Below are 25,443 nucleotides of genomic sequence, written 5' to 3' on the forward strand. Positions count from 1 at the left end.
AAGTCCATTCAAGGCGGCAGATTCACGAGTTGAGAATGAGTCCCGTGCCCGTCATTTCCGGCGGCTTGGGCAGACCCATCATCTGCAGCAGTGTCGGCGCGACATCCGCCAGCCTTCCCTTCTCGCGCAACCGTGTCGCTCCGAGCCTGTAGTCGCTCCCCACAATGAACGCCTCGACGAGATTGAGCGTGTGCGACGTGTGGGGGAGGTTGTGCTCGGGATCCCACATCTGCTCGCAGTTGCCGTGATCCGCGCATACGAGCGCGCGACCATTCACAGTTTCAAGCGCCGACAGAAGCTCACCCACGCCATGATCGGTCGCTTCAACCGCCTTGATCGCCGCAGGCAGTGAACCCGTGTGACCAACCATGTCGGGATTGGCGTAATTGACGACGATCAGGCCGTACTTGCCGGAAAGTATGGCCTCGCGCGCCAGACGGGTGACCTCGACGGCGGACATCTCCGGCTGCAGATCGTAGGTTGCAACCTTGGGGCTCGGAGGACACGCGCGAACCTCTCCGGGAAACGGATCCTTGCGGTAGTTGTTGAAGAAAAAAGTGACGTGTGGATTCTTCTCGGTCTCCGCACAGCGGAACTGGGCGATGCCGGCATCCGCGACAACCTGCCCGAGAATGTTCCTCAGCGGCGGCGGCTTGGGGGAAATCACGTGCACGGGCAGCCCCGCCTCGTATTCCGTCAGCGTCGCGTAATACAGATCCAGCTTCCGTCCGCGCGCAAAACCGCTGAACGAATCGAGCACGAACGCCTTGGTCAGCTCACGCGGGCGGTCCCCGCGGTAGTTGTAGAACAGGACCGCATCGCCATCCGCAATCGGTGCAACCGGCTTTCCTTCGGAATCCACGATCCATGTGGCAGGCACAAATTCGTCCCCCTTCTGGTTTTCGGCGGCCGGATTTTCGTAATAAGCGCGAACCGCCTCGACCGCGGAACGGGCCGTGCCCTGCGACGCCTGCCCCGTCAGCATGCGGTAGGCCTTTTCAACGCGGTCCCAGCGGTTGTCGCGATCCATCGCCCAGAAGCGTCCGCAGACCGACGCCACCCTGCCAACGCCGATTTCCCGGCACTTCGCCTCCACCTGCCCGACATAGCCGGCGCCGCTCGTCGGCGGCGTATCGCGTCCATCAGTGAACCCGTGAACGAACACCTGCGTCAACCCATCCGCCTTCGCCTGCCGGAGAATGCCGTACAGGTGTTCGAGCATGCCGTGCACACCCGCATCCGAAACAATGCCCATCAGATGTAGCCGCGAGTTCCGCGATTTCACGCGCTCAACCAGGCCGCGCCAGACCGCGTTCGCGGCAAGCTGCTTTTCTGAAAAGAGCTTGTTCAGGCGCACGAGTTCCTGGTCGACGATACGTCCTGCGCCGATGTTCTCGTGGCCGACCTCACTGTTGCCCATGACCCCTGCAGGCAGGCCGACATCAAGACCGGACGCGGCCAGAAGTGTGCATGGATAGCTGGCATGCAGCCTGTCGTCCGCTGCCTTCTTTGCCATATACACGGCATTGAAGGAATTCTGCTCGGGATGAGGATTTTTTCCCCAGCCATCGCGGATGATGAGAAGGACCGGCCGGCGCGTGGTGTTCATGTGTGCGAAATAGGGTTGAAGACTCTGTCGATGATGATGCGCTGGCTCCAGCAAAAGACCGCTTCCCCGCGCAATTTTTCCTTCTTGCCAGTAAAGAACACCGGGTCACGAGCCGTTGAAGGCGGAGGCTCGGTCGAAACCACAACCACGATGACGCTGATCATACGGGACATTCTGGTGAATCCTCCGACGTGGTTTCTATCCTTCAGGGACCTGACTCTCTACTGTCACGTATTCCTGAAGTCCGACATCGTCATCGAGTCCGACGATCCCGACCTCTACTATCGCTGGATCAAGCTGCGTGGTGGCATGGATTTCGTCGAGGATTTCGTCCGCCCCGGCACGGAGGACGGGCTCCGCCTGGATGTTGAGCCAAACTATCCCCGGTCCTTGATCGTCGATCGCATCTCCCCTGAAAACGTCCACGGACTGATTGCGAGAATCCGGGGATTCCACGCCTGATCCCAGTCATTGGCGTTCGCGCCGCAACCACTGCTTCTCCACGCGGGGAAGCTCGTTTGACCTCGCTCAAAAAACCTGCCCCTTTTGAAGGCACGCATGCCTTCACGCGCCGTCCTGCTCGTCAACCTCGGTTCACCCGACTCAACCTCCGTACCCGACCTTCGCCGATACCTTGGCGAATTCCTCGGCGATGAACGGGTGATCGACCGTCCGTCGCAACCCTGGCGCGCGCTGCTGCTGCACGGGGTCATTCTCCGCAGCCGGCCAAAAAAATCGGCCCATGCCTATGAGCAGATCTGGCAGCCGGACGGCTCGCCCCTGATCATCACATCGAAGAAGGTTCAAAGCGATCTCGCGTCGGCGCTGGGCCCCGGCATTCCCGTGTATCTCGCCATGCGATACGGACAGCCTTCCATCGCGTCCGTCGTGGGACAGATGGCCGACGACGGCGTAACCGATCTTCTGCTATTTCCCCAGTATCCGCACTACGCCATGTCATCCTGGGAAACCGTGGTGGTGAAGGTCCATGAGGAGCTTGCCGCCCAGGCGCCCGGCATCCGCGTGCAAACCGTCCAGCCCTTCCATTCCGACGCCGACTACATTGACGCCCTGCACGAGGTGTCGGCCCCCTATTTTTCGCGACCGCACGATCACGTGCTGTTCTCCTACCACGGCATCCCCGAGCGGCACTTGAGGAAGGCGGACTCCTCGAAGGCGCACTGCCTGACCAAATCGGACTGCTGCACCACCTGCTCCCCGGCCCACTCAACCTGCTATCGCGCCCAGTGCCTTGCCACAACCCGCGCACTGGTGCGCCGCGCGGGGCTTTCCTCGGACCGTTATTCGGTCTCCTACCAGTCGCGGCTTGTCGGCGAACCCTGGCTCACGCCCTACACGGACTTCGAATTGAGGAGGCTCGCCGCCGAGGGGAGGAAGCGCATGCTGGTCATCACGCCGGCTTTTGTGACCGACTGTCTGGAGACCCTCGAGGAGATCGCACAGCAGGGACGGGCGGATTTCCTATCCGCGGGCGGAACCAGCTTCGAGCACATCCCCTGCCTCAATGACCAGCCCCCGTACATCCGCTTCCTCGAGAATCGCGTGCGGTCATGGATTGGAGGCGAATCGCCCGGCGACACCCATGCCCGGCAGACGGCCGCGCTTGCACGCTAGGGCATCGCTCCAATCATCCCGACATGCCTGGAACCGCTCCAATCCCCGATCCCCTTCGAGATGACCAACGGTAGTTCCGGCTCCACGACGCAGGGGAATTCCGCCCGGGTCTCGACGATCGCCCTGCTCTGGCTGGATCCTGAAGGACGTATTCGATCCGTGAATACGGCTGTCCGCGCCCTCTGGCGCGCGGATGAGGCTGCACTCGTTGACAGTTTCCTTGTCGACAGGCTTGCCTGGGAGATCACATCCACAGACCCGGACTGGAAGCAGGCACAGTGGGACGCACTCCGGTCGGCTGCATGCGGGTGCGCCGTCAGGGCGCTCGTCCAGCCGGTGGGTGGCGGTGATGCCATACCGGTGAGTCTGACACTGGAACCAGCCACAGGGGGAGGCCCAGGCTTCTTCGCCGCGGTGTCCGTCGCCGATGCCCCGGAAGCGCCCGCCCCATCTGAACCCAGCCCGCCAGTCCGCGACAACCAGCCTCCTTCCGAGACCGAACCGCCGCCCGTTCTTCCCGCATTAAAATGGCTCGCCACCGAGTCTCCCGTGGGCGTCTTCGACCTCGATTTTGATCTGGGCTATGCTCACTACTCGCCCGCATGGAAGCGCATGCTGGGCTACGAGGAGGCGGATCTGCCGGACACCTTCGAGACCTGGCGGCACCTGCTTCACGAGGACGATTCCGCCGCGGCGCCCGACCGCATCGGCGTCAACCCGGGCCATGTCACCGCGCGTTCGTTCGCGCTGGACTTCCGCATGCGCCATCGGCGCGGGCACCCTGTCTGGATGCACTGCATCGGCGTGCAGCATTTCGGGCCCGGCGGCCGCCTCGCCAGGGTGCTCGGTATCCAGTTTGACATTACGGATCGCAAGGAACTTTAGGAGGAACACCTCGTCGCCGAGGAGAGGATGCGGCATCTCACGTCCCAGGGACTGGTCGGCGCATTCGATCTCGATTTCATCAAGCGGAGCCACTGGTTTTCAACCGGCTGGCGGTCGCTTTTCGCGCAGCCGGAAATGGACCCGGCCCGCCCGAACGACCCCCTCTGGCCGCTCCTCGATGTCCTTCCGGCCGAACACGCGACGGCAGGGGCGTCATGGCTTTCGGATTACCGCGCGGGGGAAAGCCCCCTGGTCGAGGCAATCACGTTGAAGCGACAGGATGGCGTGGCGATTCCCGTCCTTCTCGGGCTCACCCGCCATTTTTCCCGCAGGCAGGATCTGCAGCGAGTCGTCGGCTTCGCCATTCCCCTCGCGGCCGACGCAACATCCATGCGCATCGGCCGCACCCTGCCACCCGTGCACCTGATCGGGCCCGCACTCGATGCGCTGACCGAGGCGCTGATAGTCGCCGATGCCTCGGGGAATGTCTCCTACCTCAACGCCCGTGCCGAAAGTCTCACGAGCCGCACGGCCCGGGGTGGAGGTATGCTGACTCTCGATCAGGCTCTGCCCTTGGTGCGGCGAAGCGACCTTCAGCCGGCGCAGGATGCGATCGCGACCATGCTCGCTTCGCCGGACCCGGAGGCAGTTTGTTTGGATCACGCCCTGGGACCCTGTCCCGATCGCACTGAACCGCTCCCGGTGGTGTGGAACGCGCGAAGGATCTGGGATGCCAGGGGACGCATCGCGGGAGTCGTTGTCGTCATTCACGATCCCCGGGAAACCTCCCTGAAGCGGGATGAGGTCATTCGCACGAATCGCATGGAGACGCTGGGGCGCCTGGCCCACGGGATTGCGTCCGACTACAACAACCTGCTCACCACGATCCTGGGCGCAATTTCCCAGGCCAGGGAGAACCGCGATCTTTCGCACCTGGCCAGCGCGGAGAAGGCCTGCCTCGAGGCTTCCGGCCTTTCCCGTCAGTTGATGATGCTCGCCAGGCCTGATCCGGCTCCGGGGCGAACGGCCTGCGCCATCGCCGATGTCGCCCACGACGCGGTCCGGCTTGCATCGAGTGGATGCACGGCGCGAATCATCCTCGATTTCCCGGACAACCTCCCTCAGGTGCAGGGCGAACGCTCCGAACTGCTTCAGGCCCTGCAGAACCTTGTTCTCAACGCCATCGAGGCGCTGCCGGAGGATCCGGCGAACGGGCTCGTCCGCCTGCGCGGCAAACCCGCTCATCTTGAGAACAACGACGTGCCGCCGCTTCCCGCCGGCGACTACGTTCAGATCGAGGTTCAGGACAATGGCTCCGGGATCGCACCGGAAACTCTCGAACACATCTTCGAGCCGTTCTTCAGCAGCCGCCCGCACCACACCGGCCTCGGCCTCGCCACGGTGCAGTCCATCGTTCGCCGCCACGGCGGGCAGGTCACGGCCAGTTCGCTTCCCAATGAAGGCGCGACCTTCACCCTGTTTCTCCCGGCGAATCCTTCCTCGGCCGAAGCTCCACCGAATCCCCGGCCGGCGCTCCGGTTTGGAACCGGACGCGTGCTCTTCATGGATGACGATCCCGCGATCAGCGCGCTCTCCGCAAGCATGCTGACCAGTCTCGACTACACCTACGATCTTGCCAGAAACGGCGAGGAGGCCCTCGCACTCTACCGACGCTACCTCAACGTAGGCCGTCCGTACGATGCCGTGATCCTGGACGTCAACATCATCGGCGGCATGGGTGGCGAGGACTGTTTTGCGGAGCTCCAGCGCATGCATCCGGATGTTCGCGCCATCATCGCCTCCGGCTATGATGATCCAAACCTCCGTGAGCGGTTCGAGGCCATGGGCTTTGCGGCCTACCTGACCAAACCCTATCGTCTCGGCGATCTCGGCCGTGCAATCCAGCACGCGCTCGGCTCGCCTGAAAACCGATTCAGTCCCGGCTAGGGAACTGGACGGGGCACAGATCGGACAATCCATCATCGTTGCTCGAGACCGGTTACAACGAAGCCAGGCGTCCGGAAGATCCTGCGCCGCATACGACAGACCGTTCCCGCAAGGATCAAGCGCCGGCGGACACCAGCACCTGCTCAATTGCCTCCTGCGCGGCGACGAACCCAAAGCTGCCTGTCACCCAGACTCCCGCGCCGAAGCCCCCTGAACAATCCATGCGCAGGCTGTCTCCCCGCCGGGGCTCGAGTCCGCAGGTGCCATCCGGATTCGGGTAGACGCGCTGCTCGCTCGACCAGACGCAGCGGATTCCAAAACTCTGCCTCCCGGTCTTCTCTCCCGGCGCATACCCATGTTCCCGGCGCAGCCGCCTGCGCACCTGCCGCAGGAGTTCGTCGCCGAATGCATCCCCCAGGTCACCCCGCTGGATCAGTCGCGCATCCTTCCTGCCTCCGGCGCCCCCGATTGTGACTACCGGCAGCCCGCGCGCCCGGGCCATGGCGATGAGCAGGCACTTGTTCTCAAGGTGATCAATCGCATCGATGACACAGTTGAAACTGCCGGCGAGCAGTCTCTGCGCACTGGATGACGTGAAAAACTCGCCGATGGCGAGAACCTCGCAGGCGGGGTTGATCCGACGCACGCGTTCGGCCAGCACGTCCACCTTCGGCCGGCCAACGGTCTCTTCAAGGGCGGGCAACTGGCGATTCGTGTTCGTGATGCAGACGTCATCGAGATCGATGAGCGTCAACCTGCCGATGCCGCTTCTTGCAAGCGCCTCAACAGCCCACGAGCCCACTCCGCCGATCCCGACCACGGCGACATGCGACTGCTGCAGCCGCTGCAATGCGCGCACGCCCAGCAGGCGCGCCACTCCCCCAAACCGGTCCATATAGGCGGAATCCATTGTCACTGCTCCTCCAGAAGGGAGGCCACCGCAGCCACCGCATGCCTCAGCCGCGCCGCGCCTTCACCCGATATCTCCACGTAGCGCAGCCCGCGATCCTCCAGCGTCCGACGCCACAGCCGCATGCAGGCGGCGCGATCCTTTTCATCTGGAAACGAACGCTGGGGATCCGGCTCAAACGGCATGTCGGTCAGGCACAGCAGGTAGATCGCATAGCTGCGACACCGAAGCTCGGAAGCCTCGCGCACCCACGCCGCGCAGGCGCCAGGGAAGAGAAGGTCGGCCCAGAGCACGTTCGTGAGAAGCTCAGTGTCACAAAACACCACGCGCGAAGCCCGTGCAGCGGCTTCCTCCTCGCTCGCAATCTGTCCGCGGGCGATTTCCTCAAGATCCGCCGCCATCACGCTCCCGCCATGATGGTCCCAGAACTCGCGCACGTACTCCGCCGACCAGGGTTCGCCAAAATGCCGGGCAAGATCCTCTGCAAGCCTGGATTTCCCGGTGGACTCAGGACCAAAGATCGCCACGCGAATCGGGAGGCGCTTCATGATTTCTGCGCACGAGCGTGCCTTCCCCACGCCACATGGCCCGCGATCGCAAGTCCAAGAAAAACACCATACAGGACAGCCGTGAAATGGAGATGCTTCGCGGAATAGACCCCGATCGCCACGGCATTGACCGCAATCCAGACTGACCAGTTCTCGATCTTCTTCCGCGCCTGCATCCACTGGGCAATCATGCTGAACACCAGAATGAACGCGTCCCAATGCGGCAGCGCCGCGTCGGTGTGACGTCGCATGAATTCGCCCCACGCCAGGGATGCCGCAACCCCCAGAACCAGGCAGCCAACCCTGCCCGTCGTGGTGAGTGATGTGACCGGCAGCTCATGCCGGACCCTTCCGTCGCGAATCCCCTTCCACCACTGCCACCATCCGTAGAGGAGCAGGATGAAGAATATGATCTGGAGTATGGCATCCGAATACAGTCTCGCGGCATGAAACACCCAGCAATAGACGGCCACCTGCAGCAGTCCCACCGGCCATGCCAGCAACTGCTGCCTGATCATCAGGACTACGCCGACGACCCCCAGGATGGCACCCAAGGCCTCCCACGCGGAGAATGTCCATCCGTTCATCCGCGGATCACGGCGATCGTTCCAGCCGGCGGGGCGAACAGCCCGGTTGAACTTCGGGGAAAGTCGTCATTCCGTTGTTCCGGCGACATGCGCCTCCATTGATTCCCGCGTGATCTTGTGCCGGGCGCCACAGCGCGGACAATGCATTTCAAGCACCTCGCCTCCGGCAAACAACGCCTCGGGGTCGCTCCGGAACGCGGAATCCAGGACTTCCATCATCCGGGACTGATTGCAGCCGCAGTGCCAGCGGAAGATCCGTCGCTCGAGCAGCGAGAGCGTCTCCGATGCAGTCAGATCCCTGACCTGCTCCGTCGTGAGGGCGTCAAGCCATTCGACATCACAATCGGGATGCTCCACGACAAGGCAGAATTCCTCCTCATTGACCTGAAAAAAACGGCCGCGGCGCTGCTCGCTTTTCTCATAAAAGCGCTCCGCCGCAACCAGGGGGTCGGCGCCGGAAAAGCCGACGGCGCTTCGACGCGGCGGCTCTCCGTCACGCACGACATCGCAGTAAAAAACCGGCTCGGGCAGCTCCTTCACGTTTTCATCGAAGACACGGCCCGTGACACTGCCATCGTGGTTGTCGCCCGTGATGAAAAGATTCACCAGCGGACTCTGAAAATTGATCGTCCACGCAATGGTTTCGTTCCATGGCCGCGAGGCGGCATGAAGCACAAAACCCGCCAGCGCACGCTTGAACATGCGGTCATGCACTGGATCCACCCGGATCGACTGATCCGAAAGGTGAAGGTAGTAGTCGACGTACAACTGGCTGAAATCCGCGCGCGCCAGCAGCACGTTGCGCTTGCGCACGAAATGGGTGCGCACCTCCAATCCGGGATCCGCGGCATTGACTGGATTCGATTCAGGCATCGTCGATCAAGCAATGGAGCTCCCGGAGCTTTGTCGAATCAAAGCACCAGGATTCCCCTCCTCGATCGGTCCGCCTCAGGCTCAGGTCGGCGCCGGCGGTGGATTCACGTGCGACACCTGGATGCTGGTCACGGCGAGCTGAATCGCGGGCACCTTGGCGAGTTCCTCGATAAGACGGAGTTCTATGCGGTCGCGCAGAGTCGATGCGTTGCGGAAATGCGCCACGTAAAAGAGCGCAAATATCACATCGTTGCCGGTGATGGCCGAGGTCACGCGGGGCTCGTAGGCCGCATCAGCAACGCCATAGCGCCGGCGCATACGCTGCGACGCCGTGCGCGCCGCGGCGAATTCCGCGGCAGTCTCCTCGGCAAGCACGCGTTGAAACAGGGCTCCGGCCTTTGGCGCGCTGTCAAAGGAGACTGTGACATTGAGCCTTCCCCAGACGTAGGGATGCCCATGGCTGTAATTGAAAATCTTCGTCCTGAAGATGAAATTGTTCGGAACCAGCACCACCCGCCCGGTCGGTTCGTCGCATCCCATCCAGCCATTCACCTCGAGCAGGGTCGTCCGAAGGAGCTGGATGTCGATCACGTCGCCGCAGCAGTCATCCACCTGAAGCCGGTCGCCGATTCCAAACTTCGATCCAATCATGATGACCACCCAGCCGAAGGCCGACGCGCACGCATCCTGAAGCGAAATCACCAGCGCCGCACTCACGATCCCCATTGTCGCCGCAACCATGGACAGATCATCGAAAAGAAAGCTGGCGATAGTCCCCACCGCTATGACGACCATGACATATCGCGTCAGTCGGCGCGCAAGGAACAGGCTCTCATTCTTGTAGACGAACGGCAGGGCCAGCAGCGACACCACCAGATAGAATCCCACGAATCCCACCAGCGTGAGCACCGGCCAGCGCAGCCGCGCAAGGTAGGCCCCGGTATCGGCTTTGAACTGGTCCTCCGCGACCGCGAGATTCAGGGAGTCGAGCGTGCGCTGCCTCTCAAGCAGATCCTTGGAGTCCTTGAGCGCCTCGACCTGGGCGGTGACAAAAGTCAGTCGCTCGGCAATCGCCTTCTTCTGGTTCTTCTGGGCGGCAAGCAGCCGCTCAACCTTTGGATTGCTTGAGAAAAAGCCGGTCTGCTTGTCCAGCAGGGCAACCTCCTCGTCAAACTTGGCGAGCTTCTGCTGCCCAAGCGCCAGCGCGCTTTCGCTGAGCTGCAGATTCTGGCCCAGATTGGAAAAGAGCGGCGAAAGCCGGTCGCCGGACTTTCGCGCCTCCGTCAGATAGTTGTAGCTTTCGTACAGCGCGCGCAGAGTGGGCTTCGCGCTCCGTTCGATCGTCTTGATGCGTTCGCGCAGCTGGTCCGCCTGCCGTGCAAGATCCACTCCGAATTCGGCGGCCTCACGCTGCAGCGCAAGCGCCCGCAGTTCCTCGCCGCGCGTATAAATCTGCTCGGAAATGTCAGCTTCGCGCGCGGGATCCGGCTCGGCGCGCGACTTCATGGCGGCCAGTTGGGCTGAAAGCGCATCCCGTGCCTCGCTGACAGCCTTCCGGCGGGTGATCAGGTCGCTCACCTTCTTTTCGGCATCCTCGGCTGTCAGATCGACTCCCCTCAGCTCCTCCCGCAACGCACCCAGCGGACTTGTGTAGGTCTTCTTCCCAAGGGCCTTCTGGCGGGTCTCGATCGAAAGACGGTCCTCAAGGATCTTCAGTTCCTCGCGAAGGCGCTGCAGCTTGACCTCAAGCTTCGTCTTCTCGGATGCGTTCTTCGCGGCCTGGACCACGCCATCCATCGCCTGAACCTGCTCCTTCAATTCGGCAATGCGATCCTCATCGCGCATCTGGGCCTTGGCTGCCGAACAAATCACCAACGCAACGGCAACACCGAGAACCTGGAGATGGACCGGAAAAATGCTGGGGCGGGTCACGCTGCAGAAGCACAGCCGCAAATTCGCAAAAGGACAAGAACAGAGGCGACTCCGCACTCGGCCGCCTACACCCGTGTCCTCCTCATTTCCTTCGATTGGTCAGAAATCGCGTCAATGCGATGAGAAACTCCGTATCGCCTTCAACCCCCCGCCACGCATCCTCTGCGGCGGCGGAAGCCTCCCCCGCCAGCGCCTTCGCCCGTTCCAGCCCATAGAGTCGGACATAGGTCGCCTTGCCCGCCCGGGCATCCTTTCCGGCAGTCTTTCCAATCGTGGCCGTATCGGATGTGGCGTCCAGGACATCGTCAACAATCTGGAAAGCCAGTCCCAGGTGTCTGCCGGCCTCGCGAATCCGCTCGATCCGGGAGGGTGTCGCTCCCCCAAGGCTCGCACCCATCACGAGCGCAGCCTCGAACATTGCAGCGGTCTTGTTGAGATGAATGAACTGCAGCGCATCGCCGTCGATGCGGTCCTGATTTTCAGCCATCAAGTCCTCGATCTGGCCGCCAATCAGCCGTTCGCTGCCAGCCGCCTCCGCCAGCGTTTTGACCAAGGTCAGCGCAAGCTTGGGATCATTGCCGTACGAAGAAGCGAGCAGAAAAAATGAATGCGTCAGCAACGCATCTCCGGAGAGGAGTGCGGTCGCCTCGTCGTAGGCACGGTGAGCCGTGGGTCGTCCGCGGCGCAGATCGTCATTATCCATGCACGGAAGATCGTCGTGGATAAGGGAATAGGTGTGCACACATTCGGCCGCCACCGCCGCCGGCACCGGATCCCAGCGACCGGATGGATCGCATAGTTCGGCGGCGGCGAGAACCAGAATGGGCCTCAAGCGCTTGCCTCCGGATTCAAGGCTGTACCGCATGGCCTCGTGCAGGCGAACGGGCCGCGCCGATGCACGCGGAACGTGCAGATCAATACCCGTTTCCACCCGCGATGCCATAACGCTGAATTTGGTTGTGAAGTCCATGGACAAGAAGCCACCCTCCTGACACGTTACCCGCCGAAATGCCGACGCTAGAACTCGTTTGCAAACGCCTTTTCAGCGACAAGTCATGGTTCGCCAAATGCCTGCTTGGGGCGATCCTGATGCTAATACCCATAGCGCACTTCTTTGCATTCGGATATCTTTATGAGATGATCGCAAACGCACGCCGGGGCGAATCGTTTTCATGGCCCGCCTGGGACAACTGGCGGCGGTTGTTCTCCCAAGGCGTCGCCGCTTTCATCATATTTGCAGTACTGACAATCCTGCCGATTCTCCTCTGCTGGATCCTGACATGGCCACTGCGCTGGATGGCCTACGGTGTGATCATCTATGTGCCGATAATTCCGGCCATCATGCTCGCCGGCCCACTCACCGCCGCCGGAATCTACCGGTACCAGAAAAGGGAGGACTATCGCGATGCCTTCCGAATTTATGTGCTGGGCGCCATGCTTCGCTCGAGTCGTGCGCGATTCATCATACCGACACTGGCGTTGATCGGATTTCTGGCCGCCGGCTATCCCTTGATGACGTTCACCGTCTTCGCTGGGCTGGCTGGAAGCTTCACCTACTACGCCGCCTATTACCGCTTCGTGGAAGAATCTCGCAAATCTCAGCCCCGTTCAATGTGATCGCCGCAAGCACCCATCATGGAAATTAGAAATCAGCGAGCCATCCATGGCCCCGGCTGGACGGAGGTTATTCTGGGAATTGGCCTGAGCCTGCTCGCGGGCGTCGCCCTCGGATTCGTCTGGCTCGTTTTCAAGCCGGTGGTTGTCGCGAAGGAATTGTCTGAAACGGCTCCACCCGGCTCAGTGTTCTACTATCCGGGTGCCACAGGCTCCTCCGCATCGCGGGCGTGGATGCGCAAGCGCCAGATCCTCGTGGAGGGACAGTCCGGCAGCTTCCAGTTGACGGAGGAGGAGCTGAACGCCTGGGCAGCCGATGCCTTCAAGCCACCGTCGGACGAAAGTTCCGCTCTCATCGTCCCAGGCAAGATCAATTTCCGCGTGGCGGACGGCACCCTTCAAATCGCGGCGCCCACCACGGTGAATTTTCTCGGAGTCGCCTTGCCTGTCATCATTCAGGCGCGCGGGGTCTTCGAGCGCAGCGCGGGCACTTTCATCTACCAGCCGCACGAACTCTTCCTCGGCTCCCTCGCGACACACCGAGTCCCCGGCCTCGCCCCGCGGGTGCTGCATTACATCGCCGAATCCCATCCGCTTCCTCAGGACGTTCTTGATGGCTGGAGAAAACTTTCGGCGGCCTCCATCGAGGGAAGACAGCTTCAGCTCACTCTTCCCTGAGCTTCGGCAGCACCTCGCATCCCGCCGGACGACTGTCGCTTCAGACGCTGGCAAGCAGGCGTTCAAGGTCCACGTGATCGAGCACCATTTGCTTGATCACGGGAAACTTGTCGGTGTCTTCCGGCAGCGTCTTGACGGTCATTCCCTGAATCTTCGAGGTGATGGTGAAGCATTCCTCATTCGCCAGAATCACCGGAATCTCGGTCTGCCTGAGAAGATCCAGGAGCGTCGAATGCGGCGCGATGTCATTCGTGAGAACGAGTCCCGCGATTGCACGCCGTCCCGCGATCCTTCCGCTCAGCAGAGCGGCAAGGATGATGTCCTCCCTGTCGCCGGGGGTGATCACCAGCGTGCCCGGCTCCATGTTGTCGATGATTCCCTTGGCGGTGCCTGCGCCAATGATCACGTTCTTGATCCGATTCACCGACCTTGACGCCGGCGCATTGAGCCATTGTCCACCGATCTCCTCGGCCACCTGGGTGAGGTTCGGGGAGGTGAGCAGATTCTGCTTCGGAATGATGCCGAGCAGCGGCACTCCAAAACGCGCCAGTCCCTTGCCCGCATACTCGGCGACGAGCGGAATTTTCTCCGTCTCCACCTTGTTGAGTATCACGCCGACAACCTCCACGCCTTCGCGATCGAAAAGCGCCTTGTTGATGGCAATTTCGTCGATCGGCCGTCCGATTCCGCCAGGAGTGATCATCAGCGCCCTGGCTCGAAGCATCTTTGCCACGCGGGCGTTCGAAAGATCAAACACGCTGCCCACCCCGGCGTGTCCGGTACCCTCGATCAGCGTGAAGTCCTTTTCCCACGACACCCGGTCGAAGGCCCGGCAGATCCGGTCCTGAAGTTCGGCCAGCATTGGTTCCGGATCCTTCAGAAACCTCCGCGTAAACGTGCCGTCGACGGCGACGGGGCTCATGCTCTCGATCGGCACGTGCACGTCGTAGATCGTGTCGAGAAGCACGGAGTCCTCATCGATCTGATGCCCTTTGACCGTGACGAACCTCTGGCCGATCGGCTTGATGAATCCCACGCGGGGATAGATGCCCTGCATCGCCGCATAGAGACCCAGGCAGGTTGTTGTCTTGCCGTCATTCATCCGGGTGGCTGCGACAAACAGTCGTTTTGTCACCGTGTTGGTCGGCGCCGTCTGCAATGGCAGCGGCGGAGCCGTGAAGGGATTCCGCACTTCGGCCGCCGGGCGGGTCGCCGAATTGTCCGCCGCTGCGGGCACCGCGGGATTCGCGCGTGATTCAGGAGTTGCCATGGAGTAGGCGCCGGTCAATGGCCTGACAGCCGACAATCGCAGCCGCACCGAAAACATCATGGGCGCTGGCCCCGCGGCTGATTTCCGCGGCCGGCCGGCTCAGGCCCGTGATGATCTGACCGAATGCATTTCCGCCAGCCAGGCTCTGGACAAGCTTGAATGCAATGTTGCCGGAGTTCAGATCGGGAAAAATGAGGACATTGGCGCGTCCGGCAACGGGTCCGGTGACGCCCTTCATGGCGGCCGCTGTGCTTTCAAGCGCGGCGTCAGCCTGCAATTCCCCGTCGATCTCCATCGCAAGCGCCGCGGCCGCCGCCTTGCGTCTGGCCAGTTCAGTCGCCTCACGCATCTTCACGACTGAAGCCTGCTGCGAAGTGCCGTGGGACGCCCAGCTCAGCATGGCGACACGCGGAAGATCATTGGTGAGATGACGCGCAATCACCGCCGTCGAAATGGCTATGTCCGCCAGTTGCTCGGCGGTCGGCTCCGGAATTACCCCGCAGTCCGCAAGGAACAAGGTGCCATCGCTGCCCACCTGTTTTTCCTCGAAATCGAGTATCATGAGCGAGGACGCCGTCTGCACATGCTCGAGCCTCGGAATGATCTGAAACATCGGGCGCAGCGCGCTGGATGCGCTGACCGTGGCGCCTGAAACGAGGGCGTCCACCTGCCCGGCCACGAGCATCATCGTGCCGAAATAGCTGGTGTCGAGCATCAGTCGCTTCGCCACCTCAAGCGTCATGCCCTTCGCACGGCGCAGGTTTTCGAACTGAGCGGCAAAGGAACCGAGATCCTCGCTCCTTTCGGGGTCAATAATGCGCATGCCCTGAAGGTTCAGATCAAGGCGCGCGGCAGACTCCTTGATCGCCGTTCTCCCTCCAAGAAGAACTGGCGCACCCATCCGCCGGGTCACCCACTGACGGGCCGCTTGCAGGACCCGCGGGTCGTTGCCCTCCGTAAACACCACCCGCTTGGGATGGCGCTGGAGTCGGTCGATCAACGTGGGAAGTAGCGGCATGTCGATGCTTCACGCTGCGTGCTGGCATCTGAAGCGTCAATGTCCGAGGCGGGCCGGACGTGGTTCAACCCTCACTCCGGAATTGCTAACGCCGCTTCCCCTGCTGACAAAGGGTTGTTGTCCAAGAATCTCAAGAACATCGGGCTGGTTTCTGTCCTGACAATGGTCTCGCGCGTGCTGGGCCTGATGCGGGACTCCCTCATCGCCGCCGTTTTCGGGACATCAGCACTCGCCAGCGCGTTTACCACCGCATTCACCCTGCCCAACCTCTTCCGCCGGCTGCTCGGTGAAGGCGCGTTGACGGCCGCGTTCGTTCCAACCCTGCATGAGGAACTCGGCGAGCGCCAGCATGCCGGCGCATTTCAACTGCTCAGTCAGGTCTTCACCTGGCTGCTTGTCGCCACGACAGGCATCGTAACACTGTCGATTGTCGTCCTGCTCGCGGCAACAGAGGCCGCACAGCACAGTCATGGCTGGGGCGCCCGCCCGGAAACCGTCGCCCGCTGGCTTCTGGCCGCCGAGCTGGCCATCTGGCTCTTTCCGTACCTCATCCTCGTGTGCGCGGCCGCCGCACTGGGCGCGGCGCTCCAGACCCTGCAGCGCTTTCTCGAACCCGCCCTCTCCCCCATCTGGCTCAACCTGTCCATCCTCGCGCTGCTCGGGGCGGCCGTGACGTTTGGATGGGGCGACGGGGATCCAGGCAGGATGCGCTGGCTCTGCATGGGTGTGCTCCTCGGCGGCGCGTTCCAAATGCTTGTGCCCGGCGTCGCCCTGATGCGGCTCGGCTGGCGGCCGCGTTTTGACCTGCGGTTGAGCCCGCGCGTAAACGCAATCGCACGATTGATGGCACCCACCTTGTTTGGATCGGCCATCTATCTCGTGAACATGGCCGTCTCACGATTCATTGGACTCTCGCTCGATGATGCGTCCGCGACCGTGCTCAACCTGGCCTCCCGCCTGATGGAGCTTCCGATCGGACTCTTCGCCGTCGCGGTCACCACCGTGATCTTTCCGCTCATCTCGCGTTACGCATCGCTTGGCGACTGGACCGGCATGGCGACCGCCTATGGCAAGGGCATGCGGCTCATACTGGTGATGAACATCCCCGCAGCCGCCGGCCTGGCGCTGCTCGCCACCCCGATCGTGCGCCTGCTCTTTCAGCGCGGGGAATTCTCCGCGAGCGACACCGCGCTGACGATGCCGGTGGTCGCGGTCTATGCTCTCGGCCTCCCCTTTTTCTCCTTCGTCAATCTGCTCCTGCGCGCGTTCTACGCACAGAAGGACACGCTCACTCCGGTCAACGCAGCGTTCTTCAGCTTTCTGATCAATCTCGCGCTCAGCCTGCTGCTGATGCACCGGCTGGGGACGATCGGCCTCGCGCTGGCCGGCAATCTGGCGGTCGTGTTCCAGGCTGTCTACCTGCAGCACCGGCTTTCACGCCGCAGGCATGAGCTTCGTTTCGCCCCGATGGCCCCGGATCTCCTCAAGATTCTGGTCGCCACGGCAATCATGAGCGCCGCGGTCTACGGCGCCCACCACGTCTCGATGCGATACCTCTCAACCCGCACGCTGCACGACGTTGTTCGGATCGGGGCAATCATCGCCATCGGCGTGACCGTCTATGGATTCGCCATTGCATCAATGCGGATCGAGGGCTCGACCGGACTGCTGCGGCTCCTGGTGCGCAGGAGGGAGGCTCCGCCTTCGGCCTGAGGCGTGCCCGGAATCGTTTCGTCATGAGACTGAAGGTCGACTGGTTTCTGGGCGGCATGGCCGCCGCGGTGGCGCTGGCCTGGATTTTTCCGGATCCGGGCGCCCGTGGGGGCTGGCTGTATCCGGAAATCCTTACAAAGGCCGGCATCGCCCTGATCTTTCTGCTTCACGGGCTCACCCTGTCCTTCGCATCGCTGAAGGCGGGTACCGTCCAGTGGCGGCTGCATCTCGTTGTTCAGATCACCACATTCTTAGTCTTTCCGCTCATCGGGCTGGCAACCCTGTGGGCCGTCGGCGGACGGCTTTCGCCCGCATTGAGAACGGGCGTGTTTTTTCTGTGCGCCCTGCCCTCGACCGTGTCCTCCTCCGTCGCGATGACCGCGGTCGCAAGGGGCAATGTCGCGGGTGCCGTTTTCAATGCAACTCTCTCGAGCCTGATCGGCATTTTTGTCACTCCCCTTTGGATCGGACTCCTGCTGACGACCGGCGGGCAGCGGCTGCGGCTCGGCACCGTGATTCTCGATCTGATCATCTGGCTGCTGCTCCCCCTTGTGCTGGGCCAGTGCCTGCGGCCGTTCCTCGGCGAACTTGCCGCGCGGTACAGAAGATACATCAGCCTCGTTGATCGCCTCACCATCCTGCTTCTTGTCTACACATCCTTCTGTGATTCCATGAAGCAGGGCGTCTGGACAAATCAAGGCGCCGGCATGATCGCCGGGATTGCCCTCGGATCGTGCGCACTGTTCGCGCTCGTCATGAGTCTCGTCAACGCCGTCTCGAGAGCTCTCCATTTCTCGGAGGAAGACCGTATTGCGGCGATCTTCTGCGGATCAAAGAAGACTCTCGCATCAGGAGTGCCCATGGCGCAGTTGATCTTCGGAAGCCATCCGGGAATCGGACTGATCCTGCTGCCCATAATGGTCTATCACCAGTTGCAGCTCATAATTTGCGCTTCACTGGCGGGGAAATGGGGCGGACGCTCATCCAATTCGGGGTCCTGAGTATTTCACGGCCTCGTCGACTTCTCAGGAAATCTGAGCAGCATCGCACAAGCGCATCGCACTCTCCCGCGCCTTTCATCGCCCTCATGTCCATTCTCTTTCAACCGCTCCAACTGGGTGCCCTGAGGCTTCCCCATCGCATCATCATGTCGCCGCTCACGCGCTGCCGCGCCGCGGCGGGTCGTGTTCCGAACCGGATGAATGCGGAATATTACACGCAGCGGGCGTCGGCGGCCCTCATCATCACGGAGGCCACTTCGGTCGATCCCATGGGCGTGGGCTACCCGGACACTCCCGGCATCTGGAGCGACGAACAGGTGGAGGGCTGGCGGATCGTCACCCGTGAAGTCCATGCCGCCGGCGGCAGAATCATGCTGCAGCTCTGGCACGTGGGGCGTGTGTCCGACCCTAGCCTCATTGGCGGAGCCACGCCCGTCGCTCCGAGCGCGATTGCCGCACCGGGACAAGTCAGCCTGCTCCGGCCGCACCGGCCATACGTGACACCGCGCGCCCTGGCTCGCGACGAGATCCCTGCGATAGTCTCCGCGTACAAAAAAGGGGCGGAAAACGCCCTGCGCGCTGGATTCGACGGCGTGGAACTCCACGGTGCCAATGGCTACCTGCTCGATCAGTTTCTCCAGTCGGCTTCGAATCAAAGAACCGATGCCTACGGCGGAAGTGTCCGGAATCGCGCTCGCCTTCCGCTCGAAGTCACCGACGCCGTGCTCTCGGTCTGGCCCGCCGACCGGGTCGGCTATCATCTTGCGCCTCGTGGAAACAGTCACGGCATGGGTGATGCCAATCCTGCCGAAACATTCGGTTACCTTTCAGAAGAATTGGGAAAGCGGAAACTCGCCTTTCTCTGCGTGCGCGAAAGCCTGTCCGAACCCAGGCTCGCACCCGCGTTGAAAAAGGCGTTTGGCGGCCCGCTGATCGCGAACGACGGTTTCACCCAGGTCACAGCGACCGCCGAGATCGACGCCGGTAATGCGGACGCCGTGGCCTGGGGGCGGCTCTTCATCTCCAACCCGGATCTTCCCCGGCGCATGCAGACGGGAGCTCCCCTGACTGCACCGCATTCGGCAACCTTCTACGTTCTGGAGGGAGACCGTCGCCGTGGATACACCGACTATCCAGCACTCGCCTCGTAGCCCGTCACCGGCGTCTTTCCACACCGCGGTTCGAAATCGAGTCGCAGGTCTCGATTTGCACCCGCTTCCTCATCTGCGCCAGATCCTCGCGCTCTCCTCGTCGCCGAGTTTCCTCCACCGGCCCGGAGCCAAACCGAGCACTTGAATGTCGAGCTCTCCAATCCTGGCTCGAAACAACCGAAGTGTCGGGTGCCCCACTGCGGCGGTCATCCGCCGCACCTGCCGGTTCTTCCCCTCCGTCAGGGTCAGTGCAATCCACGCATCGGCCACATTCCGCCTGAATCGGATCGGCGGCATTCGGGGCGGCAGATTCATCTCCGCGGCATCCAGGATGCGAACAGCGCAGGGTCGCGTCAGGTGACCCCCGATTCGAATGCCACCCGAAGCGAGTTTCTTCAACGTGGCATCGGAAGGCACGCGCTCCACCTGCACCCAGTATTCCCGCGAATGTCCCTGCGCCGGTGAAAGCAGCCGCGAGTTGAGTCCGGGCTCGTCCGTCAGGAGAAGCAGCCCCTCCGAATCCGCATCCAGTCGTCCAACCGGATGGACGTTTCCAGGAAGCCTGAACCGCGCAAGCGTATCCCATCGCGAGTTCGGCTCAGGAGTGAACTGCGACAGCACACCGTAGGGTTTGTTGAACGCAATCAGCACGGATGAGCAAGCCTGTGCGTGGACCGAATGCCGACCCCGCGCCGCGGGCGCAGGCGGGAATCCAGCAGGTCAAAACGTCGCCGCATAGCTGAAGTTCAGCGTGCGTTGCTGCCCCGGTCGCGCCAGCAGAGCGACAAGGTCGCGATCAAGCAGGTTGCGCACGCTGAGGCCGACACTCTGACTGAATCTGCTTTTCGGCCTGGACCACGAATAGCCGGCATTTGCCGTGAACAGCACATAGTCGGGAAACGCGAGAAATTCGCGGTTCCTGTCCTCGTAGCTGTAGACATAACTGCCGACGTAGGTTGATGAAAGGCCCGCCGACAGCCCCTTGAATCTTCCTTGGCCAAAAACATACCGCGCACTCAGCACGGCGGTTCGCGCAGGCAGGCGGCTGAGCTGGCGTCCGACTTCCGACGGGAGGTCCGGGGACGCAGTAGTGAGCGCGCGTGTGTAGGTGACCAGCCCGGAGAGGATCCATTGGGGCGCGGGGACATAGCGCAGATTGAGCGATGCCCCGGTGAACTGCTCCTCACCGGCGGCGACAAGCTGCGGCTGGGTGTGGTTCGCATCCGCAATGGGATCGTCGAGCAGCGGATTGCGACGGGAAATATTCTTGTTGGTGTATTGAAAACCCAGAAGCGTTGCCGTGAACGTGCGGGCATGCAGCAGCGCCTTGATTCCAGCCTCCACGCCACTCGTCGTTTCGTTTCCCTGGATCCGATTGGTGCGCGCATCAACCCGCGTGGAAGGCTCGAAGGCCGTGCTCGTGTTTGCGAACACCAGGTAGCGACCGGGCACAAGCTGGTAGTTCACTCCGCCCAGCCAGGTGAGCTCCCGGGTGCCGTCCGAGATGTGGGGAAGGGAGACTCCAGGCCGCCGGTCATCCACCTTGAGATCTACGACATCATATCGAAGACCCAGCGCCAGCACCGTGCGGCCACCGTTCAAGGCCATGCGTTCGGTGAGAACCGCCGAGGTGTAGCCTGTTGTCTCCGTGCGGTCGGCAATGATGCGACGGTAGGTGTCGGGACCGAAAACAGGACGGGAATAGTCGGGATTGAACGGGTTGAACCGCCGCACCGACTCGGGAAGCGCCGCACGCTCCGCGGCATCAAGTCCGCGATGAACACGATCGTACCCGACGCGCGACGACTCCAGTGAGGCCAGAACCTTGTGGTCCGCTCCCAGCGCATACAAACGGGCAGTCGCGTCAACCTGCCCCACAAGCACATCGACCTCCTGCTCCTGCCGCTGCGCCTCCCGCGTGCCGGCAAAAACCCCCGTGTCGAGCAGATACTCGCCCTTGGTGAAACGATCGTCCTCGATTTCACGCCGGAACCACTGCGCTCCCGCGCGCAGGCTGAGAGCCTTTGTCGGCTGCCCCTCAAACTGCACGCTCGCGCTCGCAACACGCTTGTTGATGACCGCATCGGGTCCATTGACATGGAAATAGGCGAGCGGGCGGTACGGCCCGACCACCTTGCCTGTCCGCGTGAGCCGGTATTCAGGCACGCCCGAGCCGGGATTCGCCCTGACGTCAACGTAGTCCAGTTGAATCATCGTGCTCGCCGCACGGGAATGCCGCAGGGTGACCGCACCGCTCACCGAATGCGTGCGATTGTAGGAGTACGCCTCAGGGCCCATTTTTTCCCTCAGGTTCACATCCAGCCGCTGCCACGCCCTCTTCGGAATCAGCGGGGTGTTTATCTCAAATTCGGCGTACCGATCCCGCGCACTCGTGGCGAGCAGTGACAGGCGCCTGTACGCGGTGGACCGGGGGCGGGCGGTCATCGTGTTTTCAATGCCACCGGGCGCCGCCTTCCCAAGGACTGGTGTCAGAGGCCCCTGGATTCGATCGCCTCCGCGGCCGTTGACCACCTCGGGCACGCCGCTTTGCGAAAATCCATTGCGCAGCCGAGGCGTTGGAAATCCCCGCAGATTGAGGCGCGACACCCCGGCAACGAGATCCGCAGGCGACGTGGCGGCGATCAAGCCAAGCTCCATGTTGATTTCCCCCACATTCTCAGAATCCTCCGAGTTCGACATGATCATGTCGTTTGAGAAGGGCGGTTCCGTCATCTCCGCCTCCATCGAACCCATGCCCGTGGCGTCATAGTTCATGTCCTCGCTCTCGGCTCCCACCAGTAGCGGATCCAGGCGCACGGCATTCTCTTCCGACAAGGGCACCCTTCCCCACACCCGGGTATCGGCGCATTTAAGCAGACCAAGGAGAATAAGACAGCCGATCAATCGTGCCATGGATACCGAAAATGAAGAGCGGCATCCGATGCAATGCCGAGGAGTATTTTGGGGCGACTGCAAATTTGCGGCAGGCTCCTTGCGATCGGCGAATGCGTTGCACGCAAAATCCCTGTTGACGACACCGCTTCCCGCCCTTTCCTCTCCACCCTCACAGATCTGGCAAGATAGCTCAGTTGGTAGAGCAGAGGACTGAAAATCCTTGTGTCCCCGGTTCGATTCCGGGTCTTGCCACCATCCGCCGCGCAAGGTTGTGCGGTCAATCCCGATGATGTGGGCGAAAATGGATTTCATGAGCGACGTGAATATGTAGATGCTCATGCGTGCCAAATGGTTATAAGTTTATACTCCAGACGCTCCACGGGGAACCGATTTAATCCCTTGCCCATGATCTTCCAGTTCCCAGCTCCCGTGGACGATTGCACCATTCCCTGAGGGATTCGATTGAGTTTCCTGAATTCCCAGATGCCGGTGTTACCTCGCAAAAATCCATGGCTCTTCGGTCTTCTCGCCTTCGCCGGCATGGTGGGTGCCCATTTTGCCGCCAATGCAATCGGAGGACGCCTGCAAGGGGACTCCCCGGCCGTGTCAATTGTTCCCGGCGCTCTCATTTTCGGCATTCTGGCGGCGCTGGTGATCCGGCTGGCGATCGTGCCACTGCTCGATCAAAGCCGCAAATCCGAGCGGGAGGTTTCTCTCGGAAAAGAGGAGTATTCTTCGTTGATGCGCCGTTCGAACCAAATGCGTCATGCCATCGACGAGCATGCATCTGTCGCGATAACAGATCCGAACGGCGCAATCACCGACGTCAACGACGCCTTCTGCCGCGCATCCGGCTACTCTCGTGAAGAGCTCATAGGCCAGAATCATCGCCTGTTGAATTCCGGATATCACTCCACCGAATTCTTTGCGGAATTGTGGAGAACAATAGGCAGGGGCGGCACCTGGCATGGGCATATTCGCAATCGCCGGAAGGATGGATCCTTTTATTGGGACAACTCCACCGTCGTGCCCTTTTTCGACGATGACGGGAAGATTGAAACCTATATCGCCATTCGTTATGACATCACGGCACGGCTAAAGGCGCAGCATGCGGTGAAGCAGGAGCGCGCCCTGCTGTTGAAGGTCTTCGAGTCGTCCTTTGCCGGCTACTGGGACTGGAACCCCATGGCCAATACGTTCCTCTACAGCCAGAGCTACAAACGCATGCTCGGCTACGACGATCAGGAGTTCCCCAACTCTCCGGACGAATGGAGGCGTCACTTGCATCAGGAGGACATCATCACCGCCGAAAAACTGTACAGGGAGCTCGTTGAGAGTCGGGGAGCGAAACCCTATCACGCGACCTTGCGCTTCGTCCACAAGGATGGGCGCACGGTCTGGGTGCTCGCCTCCGTGCTCATCGCTGAATGGAGCGAAACCGGCATTCCTCAACGCGTGGTGGGCTGCAACATAGACATCACCGAACAACGGGAGGCCGAGGAGACCATTCGAAAACGCAACATGGAATTGAGGGCGGCCACCGCCCGTGCCGAGAAGTTCGCCCGGGATGCACACGCGGCGGCGACGGCCAAGGCGGAGTTCCTGGCCAACATGAGCCACGAAATCCGCACGCCCATGAACGCAGTCATCGGCATGAGCGACCTGCTGCTCGACACGACGCTCGATGCCACCCAGCGCGAATTCGCGGAAACCATTCGCACGAGCGGCGACGCGCTTCTCGCAATCATCAACGACATTCTCGACTACTCCAAGATCGAGTCGGGCCACCTGGAACTGGAGAGAACACCCGTAAATCTGCGCGAGTTCGTGGAGAGCGCCATCGATCTCGCCGCCGGTCCCGCCTCGGCAAAGCGGCTGGATCTGCTGTATTGGATTGAGGATGACGTCCCCCCGTGCATCGTGGGCGACCTTACACGGCTTCGCCAGATCCTGATCAACCTGATTGGCAATGCGGTGAAATTCACCGAACGGGGTGAAATCCTCGTGACTGTAAGCCAGCGCACGACGGACAATGGCCAGCCCCGGCTTAACGTTTCGGTGCGAGACACCGGGATCGGCATCCCCCCGGACCGGCTGGACAGGCTCTTCAAATCCTTCAGTCAGGTCGACGCCTCGACCACTCGCAAGTACGGTGGCACGGGACTGGGGCTCGCCATTTCGCATCGCTTGGTCGACTTGATGTGCGGACGCATCTGGGTCGATTCGGTCGTCGGTCAGGGGACCACCTTCACGTTCGAAGTGCCACTTGAAGCCGCGCCGTTCGTTCCCGGACCGCGGGACCAGAACAACAACCATGTCCTCAAGGACCGCCGGCTCCTGATAGTGGACGACAATGCCACCAACCGCCGCATCCTTTCACTTCAGTCAAAACGCTGGGGCCTGGCTCCCGAAACCGCGAGCTCGGGTCCGGAGGCAATCCAGTGGATCGACAGCGGCAAATCGTACGACCTTGCGATCATCGATGTCCAAATGCCCGGAATGGACGGCTACGAACTGGCTCGCGAGCTCCGCAGGCGACGGACCAAGGAACAGCTCCCAATTGTTGCTCTCACCTCGCTCGGCGACTCGGGAGCCGGTTTCAAGGACCAGGGAATTGCACGGGTCCTGACGAAACCTGCAAAGGCTGCGACATTGTGCGAGGCACTGGCCAGGATTCTTGACAAGAATGCCCCCACCAATGGATCGGCTGCACCGGCAGCCAGCGGCGCGCTTCTCGCCCAGGAGTTTCCACTTCGAATCCTGCTCGCTGAAGACAATGCGGTCAATCAACGCGTCGCCTCGCTCCTCCTTGGGAAATTGGGTTACAAGATCGAGCGGGTTTCCAACGGCATTGAAGTGCTCGCAGCACTCTCAAAGCAGTCATTCGATCTCATTTTTCTCGACGTGCAAATGCCGGAGATGGATGGACTGGAATGCTCGCAGCGAATCTCGGCGCTCCACCCTGTGACAAATCGTCCGTGGATCGTGGCCATGACCGCAAATGCGATGCAAGGCGATCGGGATCGTTGCATGGAGTCGGGAATGGATGACTACATCAGCAAGCCCATCCGCCCCGCTGTTGTCGCCAAGGCGCTCGTCCGCGCCCACGGGCAATTGCAACTTCGAAGAGCCTCATCCGAGCAAGCCCTGGCGTCATCCACGCTGAGCTTCAATTGA

22 protein-coding genes and 1 tRNA gene are annotated in these 25,443 nt (G+C 61.7%); 11 read left to right on the top strand and 12 right to left on the bottom strand.

What is annotated here, in order from left to right; translation table 11 throughout:
• Positions 1 to 22: 22 nt before the first annotated feature.
• Positions 23 to 1,609: a 2,3-bisphosphoglycerate-independent phosphoglycerate mutase gene (locus tag HS122_11835; protein ID MBE7539092.1), complete on the bottom strand. Its 1,587-nt coding sequence runs from the start codon at positions 1,607 to 1,609 to the stop codon at positions 23 to 25.
• Positions 1,606 to 1,773, bottom strand: coding sequence for a hypothetical protein (locus tag HS122_11840; protein ID MBE7539093.1), 168 nt, complete (start codon positions 1,771 to 1,773; stop codon positions 1,606 to 1,608). Before HS122_11840 ends, HS122_11835 begins: the two co-directional genes overlap by 4 nt.
• On the opposite strand from HS122_11840, the gene HS122_11845 reads away from it, so the two are divergent.
• The 4 genes from HS122_11845 (at position 1,760) to HS122_11860 (ending at position 6,076) form a co-directional block, all read left to right on the top strand.
• Entirely contained in the window at positions 1,760 to 2,071 is a 312-nt protein-coding gene (locus tag HS122_11845; protein MBE7539094.1) for a hypothetical protein, read from the top strand. The two genes, HS122_11840 and HS122_11845, sit on opposite strands and share 14 nt — an antisense overlap.
• A gap of 96 nt (positions 2,072 to 2,167) precedes the next feature.
• A complete protein-coding gene (gene hemH, locus HS122_11850) occupies positions 2,168 to 3,244 on the top strand; it encodes a ferrochelatase (protein MBE7539095.1) in 1,077 nt (358 codons plus the stop codon).
• A gap of 60 nt (positions 3,245 to 3,304) precedes the next feature.
• On the top strand, positions 3,305 to 4,129 hold the full coding sequence (locus HS122_11855) for a PAS domain-containing protein (GenBank protein MBE7539096.1): 825 nt from the start codon (positions 3,305 to 3,307) through the stop codon (positions 4,127 to 4,129).
• A 27-nt stretch (positions 4,130 to 4,156) separates the two neighbouring features.
• A complete protein-coding gene (locus HS122_11860) occupies positions 4,157 to 6,076 on the top strand; it encodes a response regulator (GenBank protein ID MBE7539097.1) in 1,920 nt (639 codons plus the stop codon).
• Positions 6,077 to 6,191: 115 nt separating this feature from the next.
• Here the strand turns inward: HS122_11860 and HS122_11865 are convergent, their stop codons facing one another.
• The 6 genes from HS122_11865 to HS122_11890 all read right to left on the bottom strand — a co-directional run bounded on the left by HS122_11865 (position 6,192) and on the right by HS122_11890 (position 11,896).
• The gene (locus HS122_11865; protein MBE7539098.1) at positions 6,192 to 6,986 is read right to left on the bottom strand and encodes a tRNA threonylcarbamoyladenosine dehydratase; all 795 of its coding nucleotides are present in this window, start codon (positions 6,984 to 6,986) and stop codon (positions 6,192 to 6,194) included.
• 2 nt (positions 6,987 to 6,988) lie between these two features.
• On the bottom strand, positions 6,989 to 7,534 hold the full coding sequence (locus HS122_11870; GenBank protein MBE7539099.1) for an AAA family ATPase: 546 nt from the start codon (positions 7,532 to 7,534) through the stop codon (positions 6,989 to 6,991).
• Positions 7,531 to 8,121, bottom strand: coding sequence for a nicotinamide mononucleotide transporter (locus HS122_11875; protein MBE7539100.1), 591 nt, complete (start codon positions 8,119 to 8,121; stop codon positions 7,531 to 7,533). Before HS122_11875 ends, HS122_11870 begins: the two co-directional genes overlap by 4 nt.
• A gap of 66 nt (positions 8,122 to 8,187) precedes the next feature.
• A complete protein-coding gene (locus HS122_11880; protein ID MBE7539101.1) occupies positions 8,188 to 8,994 on the bottom strand; it encodes an Hsp33 family molecular chaperone HslO in 807 nt (268 codons plus the stop codon).
• A gap of 81 nt (positions 8,995 to 9,075) precedes the next feature.
• Positions 9,076 to 10,926: a mechanosensitive ion channel gene (locus tag HS122_11885; protein MBE7539102.1), complete on the bottom strand. Its 1,851-nt coding sequence runs from the start codon at positions 10,924 to 10,926 to the stop codon at positions 9,076 to 9,078.
• A gap of 82 nt (positions 10,927 to 11,008) precedes the next feature.
• A complete protein-coding gene (locus HS122_11890; GenBank protein ID MBE7539103.1) occupies positions 11,009 to 11,896 on the bottom strand; it encodes a polyprenyl synthetase family protein in 888 nt (295 codons plus the stop codon).
• A 38-nt stretch (positions 11,897 to 11,934) separates the two neighbouring features.
• Between HS122_11890 and HS122_11895 the strand changes: the two genes are divergently transcribed.
• Positions 11,935 to 12,543: a DUF4013 domain-containing protein gene (locus HS122_11895; protein MBE7539104.1), complete on the top strand. Its 609-nt coding sequence runs from the start codon at positions 11,935 to 11,937 to the stop codon at positions 12,541 to 12,543.
• A gap of 18 nt (positions 12,544 to 12,561) precedes the next feature.
• Positions 12,562 to 13,218, top strand: a complete 657-nt coding sequence (locus HS122_11900) for a hypothetical protein (protein MBE7539105.1) — start codon at positions 12,562 to 12,564, stop codon at positions 13,216 to 13,218.
• Between the two features lie 40 nt (positions 13,219 to 13,258).
• Here the strand turns inward: HS122_11900 and HS122_11905 are convergent, their stop codons facing one another.
• Together HS122_11905 and HS122_11910 are read right to left on the bottom strand one after the other, a co-directional pair.
• Positions 13,259 to 14,488: an AAA family ATPase gene (locus HS122_11905; protein MBE7539106.1), complete on the bottom strand. Its 1,230-nt coding sequence runs from the start codon at positions 14,486 to 14,488 to the stop codon at positions 13,259 to 13,261.
• Complete coding sequence (locus tag HS122_11910) at positions 14,475 to 15,506, bottom strand: phosphate acetyltransferase (protein MBE7539107.1); 1,032 nt, start codon at positions 15,504 to 15,506, stop codon at positions 14,475 to 14,477. The genes HS122_11905 and HS122_11910 overlap by 14 nt, the downstream gene beginning before the upstream one ends.
• Before the next feature lie 39 nt (positions 15,507 to 15,545).
• On the opposite strand from HS122_11910, the gene murJ reads away from it, so the two are divergent.
• The 3 genes from murJ (at position 15,546) to HS122_11925 (ending at position 19,371) form a co-directional block, all read left to right on the top strand.
• Entirely contained in the window at positions 15,546 to 17,219 is a 1,674-nt protein-coding gene (murJ, locus tag HS122_11915) for a murein biosynthesis integral membrane protein MurJ (GenBank protein ID MBE7539108.1), read from the top strand.
• A gap of 23 nt (positions 17,220 to 17,242) precedes the next feature.
• A complete protein-coding gene (locus tag HS122_11920) occupies positions 17,243 to 18,220 on the top strand; it encodes a bile acid:sodium symporter (GenBank protein ID MBE7539109.1) in 978 nt (325 codons plus the stop codon).
• A gap of 86 nt (positions 18,221 to 18,306) precedes the next feature.
• Positions 18,307 to 19,371 carry an alkene reductase gene (locus tag HS122_11925; GenBank protein MBE7539110.1) on the top strand — a complete coding sequence of 355 codons (1,065 nt, stop codon included), beginning with the start codon at positions 18,307 to 18,309 and terminating at the stop codon, positions 19,369 to 19,371.
• A gap of 69 nt (positions 19,372 to 19,440) precedes the next feature.
• On the opposite strand, the gene HS122_11930 is transcribed toward HS122_11925, so the two are convergent.
• Both HS122_11930 and HS122_11935 read right to left on the bottom strand, forming a co-directional pair.
• Positions 19,441 to 20,022 carry a pseudouridine synthase gene (locus HS122_11930; protein ID MBE7539111.1) on the bottom strand — a complete coding sequence of 194 codons (582 nt, stop codon included), beginning with the start codon at positions 20,020 to 20,022 and terminating at the stop codon, positions 19,441 to 19,443.
• A gap of 69 nt (positions 20,023 to 20,091) precedes the next feature.
• Entirely contained in the window at positions 20,092 to 22,284 is a 2,193-nt protein-coding gene (locus HS122_11935; GenBank protein MBE7539112.1) for a TonB-dependent receptor, read from the bottom strand.
• A gap of 161 nt (positions 22,285 to 22,445) precedes the next feature.
• Between HS122_11935 and HS122_11940 the strand changes: the two genes are divergently transcribed.
• Positions 22,446 to 22,521 (top strand) — tRNA-Phe (locus HS122_11940).
• Between the two features lie 234 nt (positions 22,522 to 22,755).
• Positions 22,756 to 25,443, top strand: coding sequence for a response regulator (locus HS122_11945; GenBank protein MBE7539113.1), 2,688 nt, complete (start codon positions 22,756 to 22,758; stop codon positions 25,441 to 25,443).

The sequence above is a fragment of the Opitutaceae bacterium genome (assembly GCA_015075305.1).
Lineage (GTDB): Bacteria > Verrucomicrobiota > Verrucomicrobiia > Opitutales > Opitutaceae > UBA6669.

What these genes read in the sequence shown, in the direction of transcription:
- HS122_11865 (MBE7539098.1), bottom strand. Translation starts at nt 6,986, where the DNA reads ATGGATTCCGCCTATATGGACCGGTTTGGGGGAGTGGCGCGCCTGCTG.
- HS122_11835 (MBE7539092.1), bottom strand. Translation starts at nt 1,609, where the DNA reads ATGAACACCACGCGCCGGCCGGTCCTTCTCATCATCCGCGATGGCTGG.
- HS122_11855 (MBE7539096.1), top strand. Translation starts at nt 3,305, where the DNA reads ATGACCAACGGTAGTTCCGGCTCCACGACGCAGGGGAATTCCGCCCGG.
- HS122_11920 (MBE7539109.1), top strand. Translation starts at nt 17,243, where the DNA reads ATGAGACTGAAGGTCGACTGGTTTCTGGGCGGCATGGCCGCCGCGGTG.
- HS122_11895 (MBE7539104.1), top strand. Translation starts at nt 11,935, where the DNA reads ATGCCGACGCTAGAACTCGTTTGCAAACGCCTTTTCAGCGACAAGTCA.
- HS122_11890 (MBE7539103.1), bottom strand. Translation starts at nt 11,896, where the DNA reads ATGGACTTCACAACCAAATTCAGCGTTATGGCATCGCGGGTGGAAACG.
- HS122_11905 (MBE7539106.1), bottom strand. Translation starts at nt 14,488, where the DNA reads ATGGCAACTCCTGAATCACGCGCGAATCCCGCGGTGCCCGCAGCGGCG.
- HS122_11880 (MBE7539101.1), bottom strand. Translation starts at nt 8,994, where the DNA reads ATGCCTGAATCGAATCCAGTCAATGCCGCGGATCCCGGATTGGAGGTG.
- HS122_11840 (MBE7539093.1), bottom strand. Translation starts at nt 1,773, where the DNA reads ATGATCAGCGTCATCGTGGTTGTGGTTTCGACCGAGCCTCCGCCTTCA.
- HS122_11860 (MBE7539097.1), top strand. Translation starts at nt 4,157, where the DNA reads ATGCGGCATCTCACGTCCCAGGGACTGGTCGGCGCATTCGATCTCGAT.
- HS122_11935 (MBE7539112.1), bottom strand. Translation starts at nt 22,284, where the DNA reads ATGGCACGATTGATCGGCTGTCTTATTCTCCTTGGTCTGCTTAAATGC.
- murJ (MBE7539108.1), top strand. Translation starts at nt 15,546, where the DNA reads ATGTCCGAGGCGGGCCGGACGTGGTTCAACCCTCACTCCGGAATTGCT.
- HS122_11845 (MBE7539094.1), top strand. Translation starts at nt 1,760, where the DNA reads ATGACGCTGATCATACGGGACATTCTGGTGAATCCTCCGACGTGGTTT.
- HS122_11925 (MBE7539110.1), top strand. Translation starts at nt 18,307, where the DNA reads ATGTCCATTCTCTTTCAACCGCTCCAACTGGGTGCCCTGAGGCTTCCC.
- hemH (MBE7539095.1), top strand. Translation starts at nt 2,168, where the DNA reads ATGCCTTCACGCGCCGTCCTGCTCGTCAACCTCGGTTCACCCGACTCA.
- HS122_11910 (MBE7539107.1), bottom strand. Translation starts at nt 15,506, where the DNA reads ATGCCGCTACTTCCCACGTTGATCGACCGACTCCAGCGCCATCCCAAG.
- HS122_11900 (MBE7539105.1), top strand. Translation starts at nt 12,562, where the DNA reads ATGGAAATTAGAAATCAGCGAGCCATCCATGGCCCCGGCTGGACGGAG.
- HS122_11870 (MBE7539099.1), bottom strand. Translation starts at nt 7,534, where the DNA reads ATGAAGCGCCTCCCGATTCGCGTGGCGATCTTTGGTCCTGAGTCCACC.
- HS122_11875 (MBE7539100.1), bottom strand. Translation starts at nt 8,121, where the DNA reads ATGAACGGATGGACATTCTCCGCGTGGGAGGCCTTGGGTGCCATCCTG.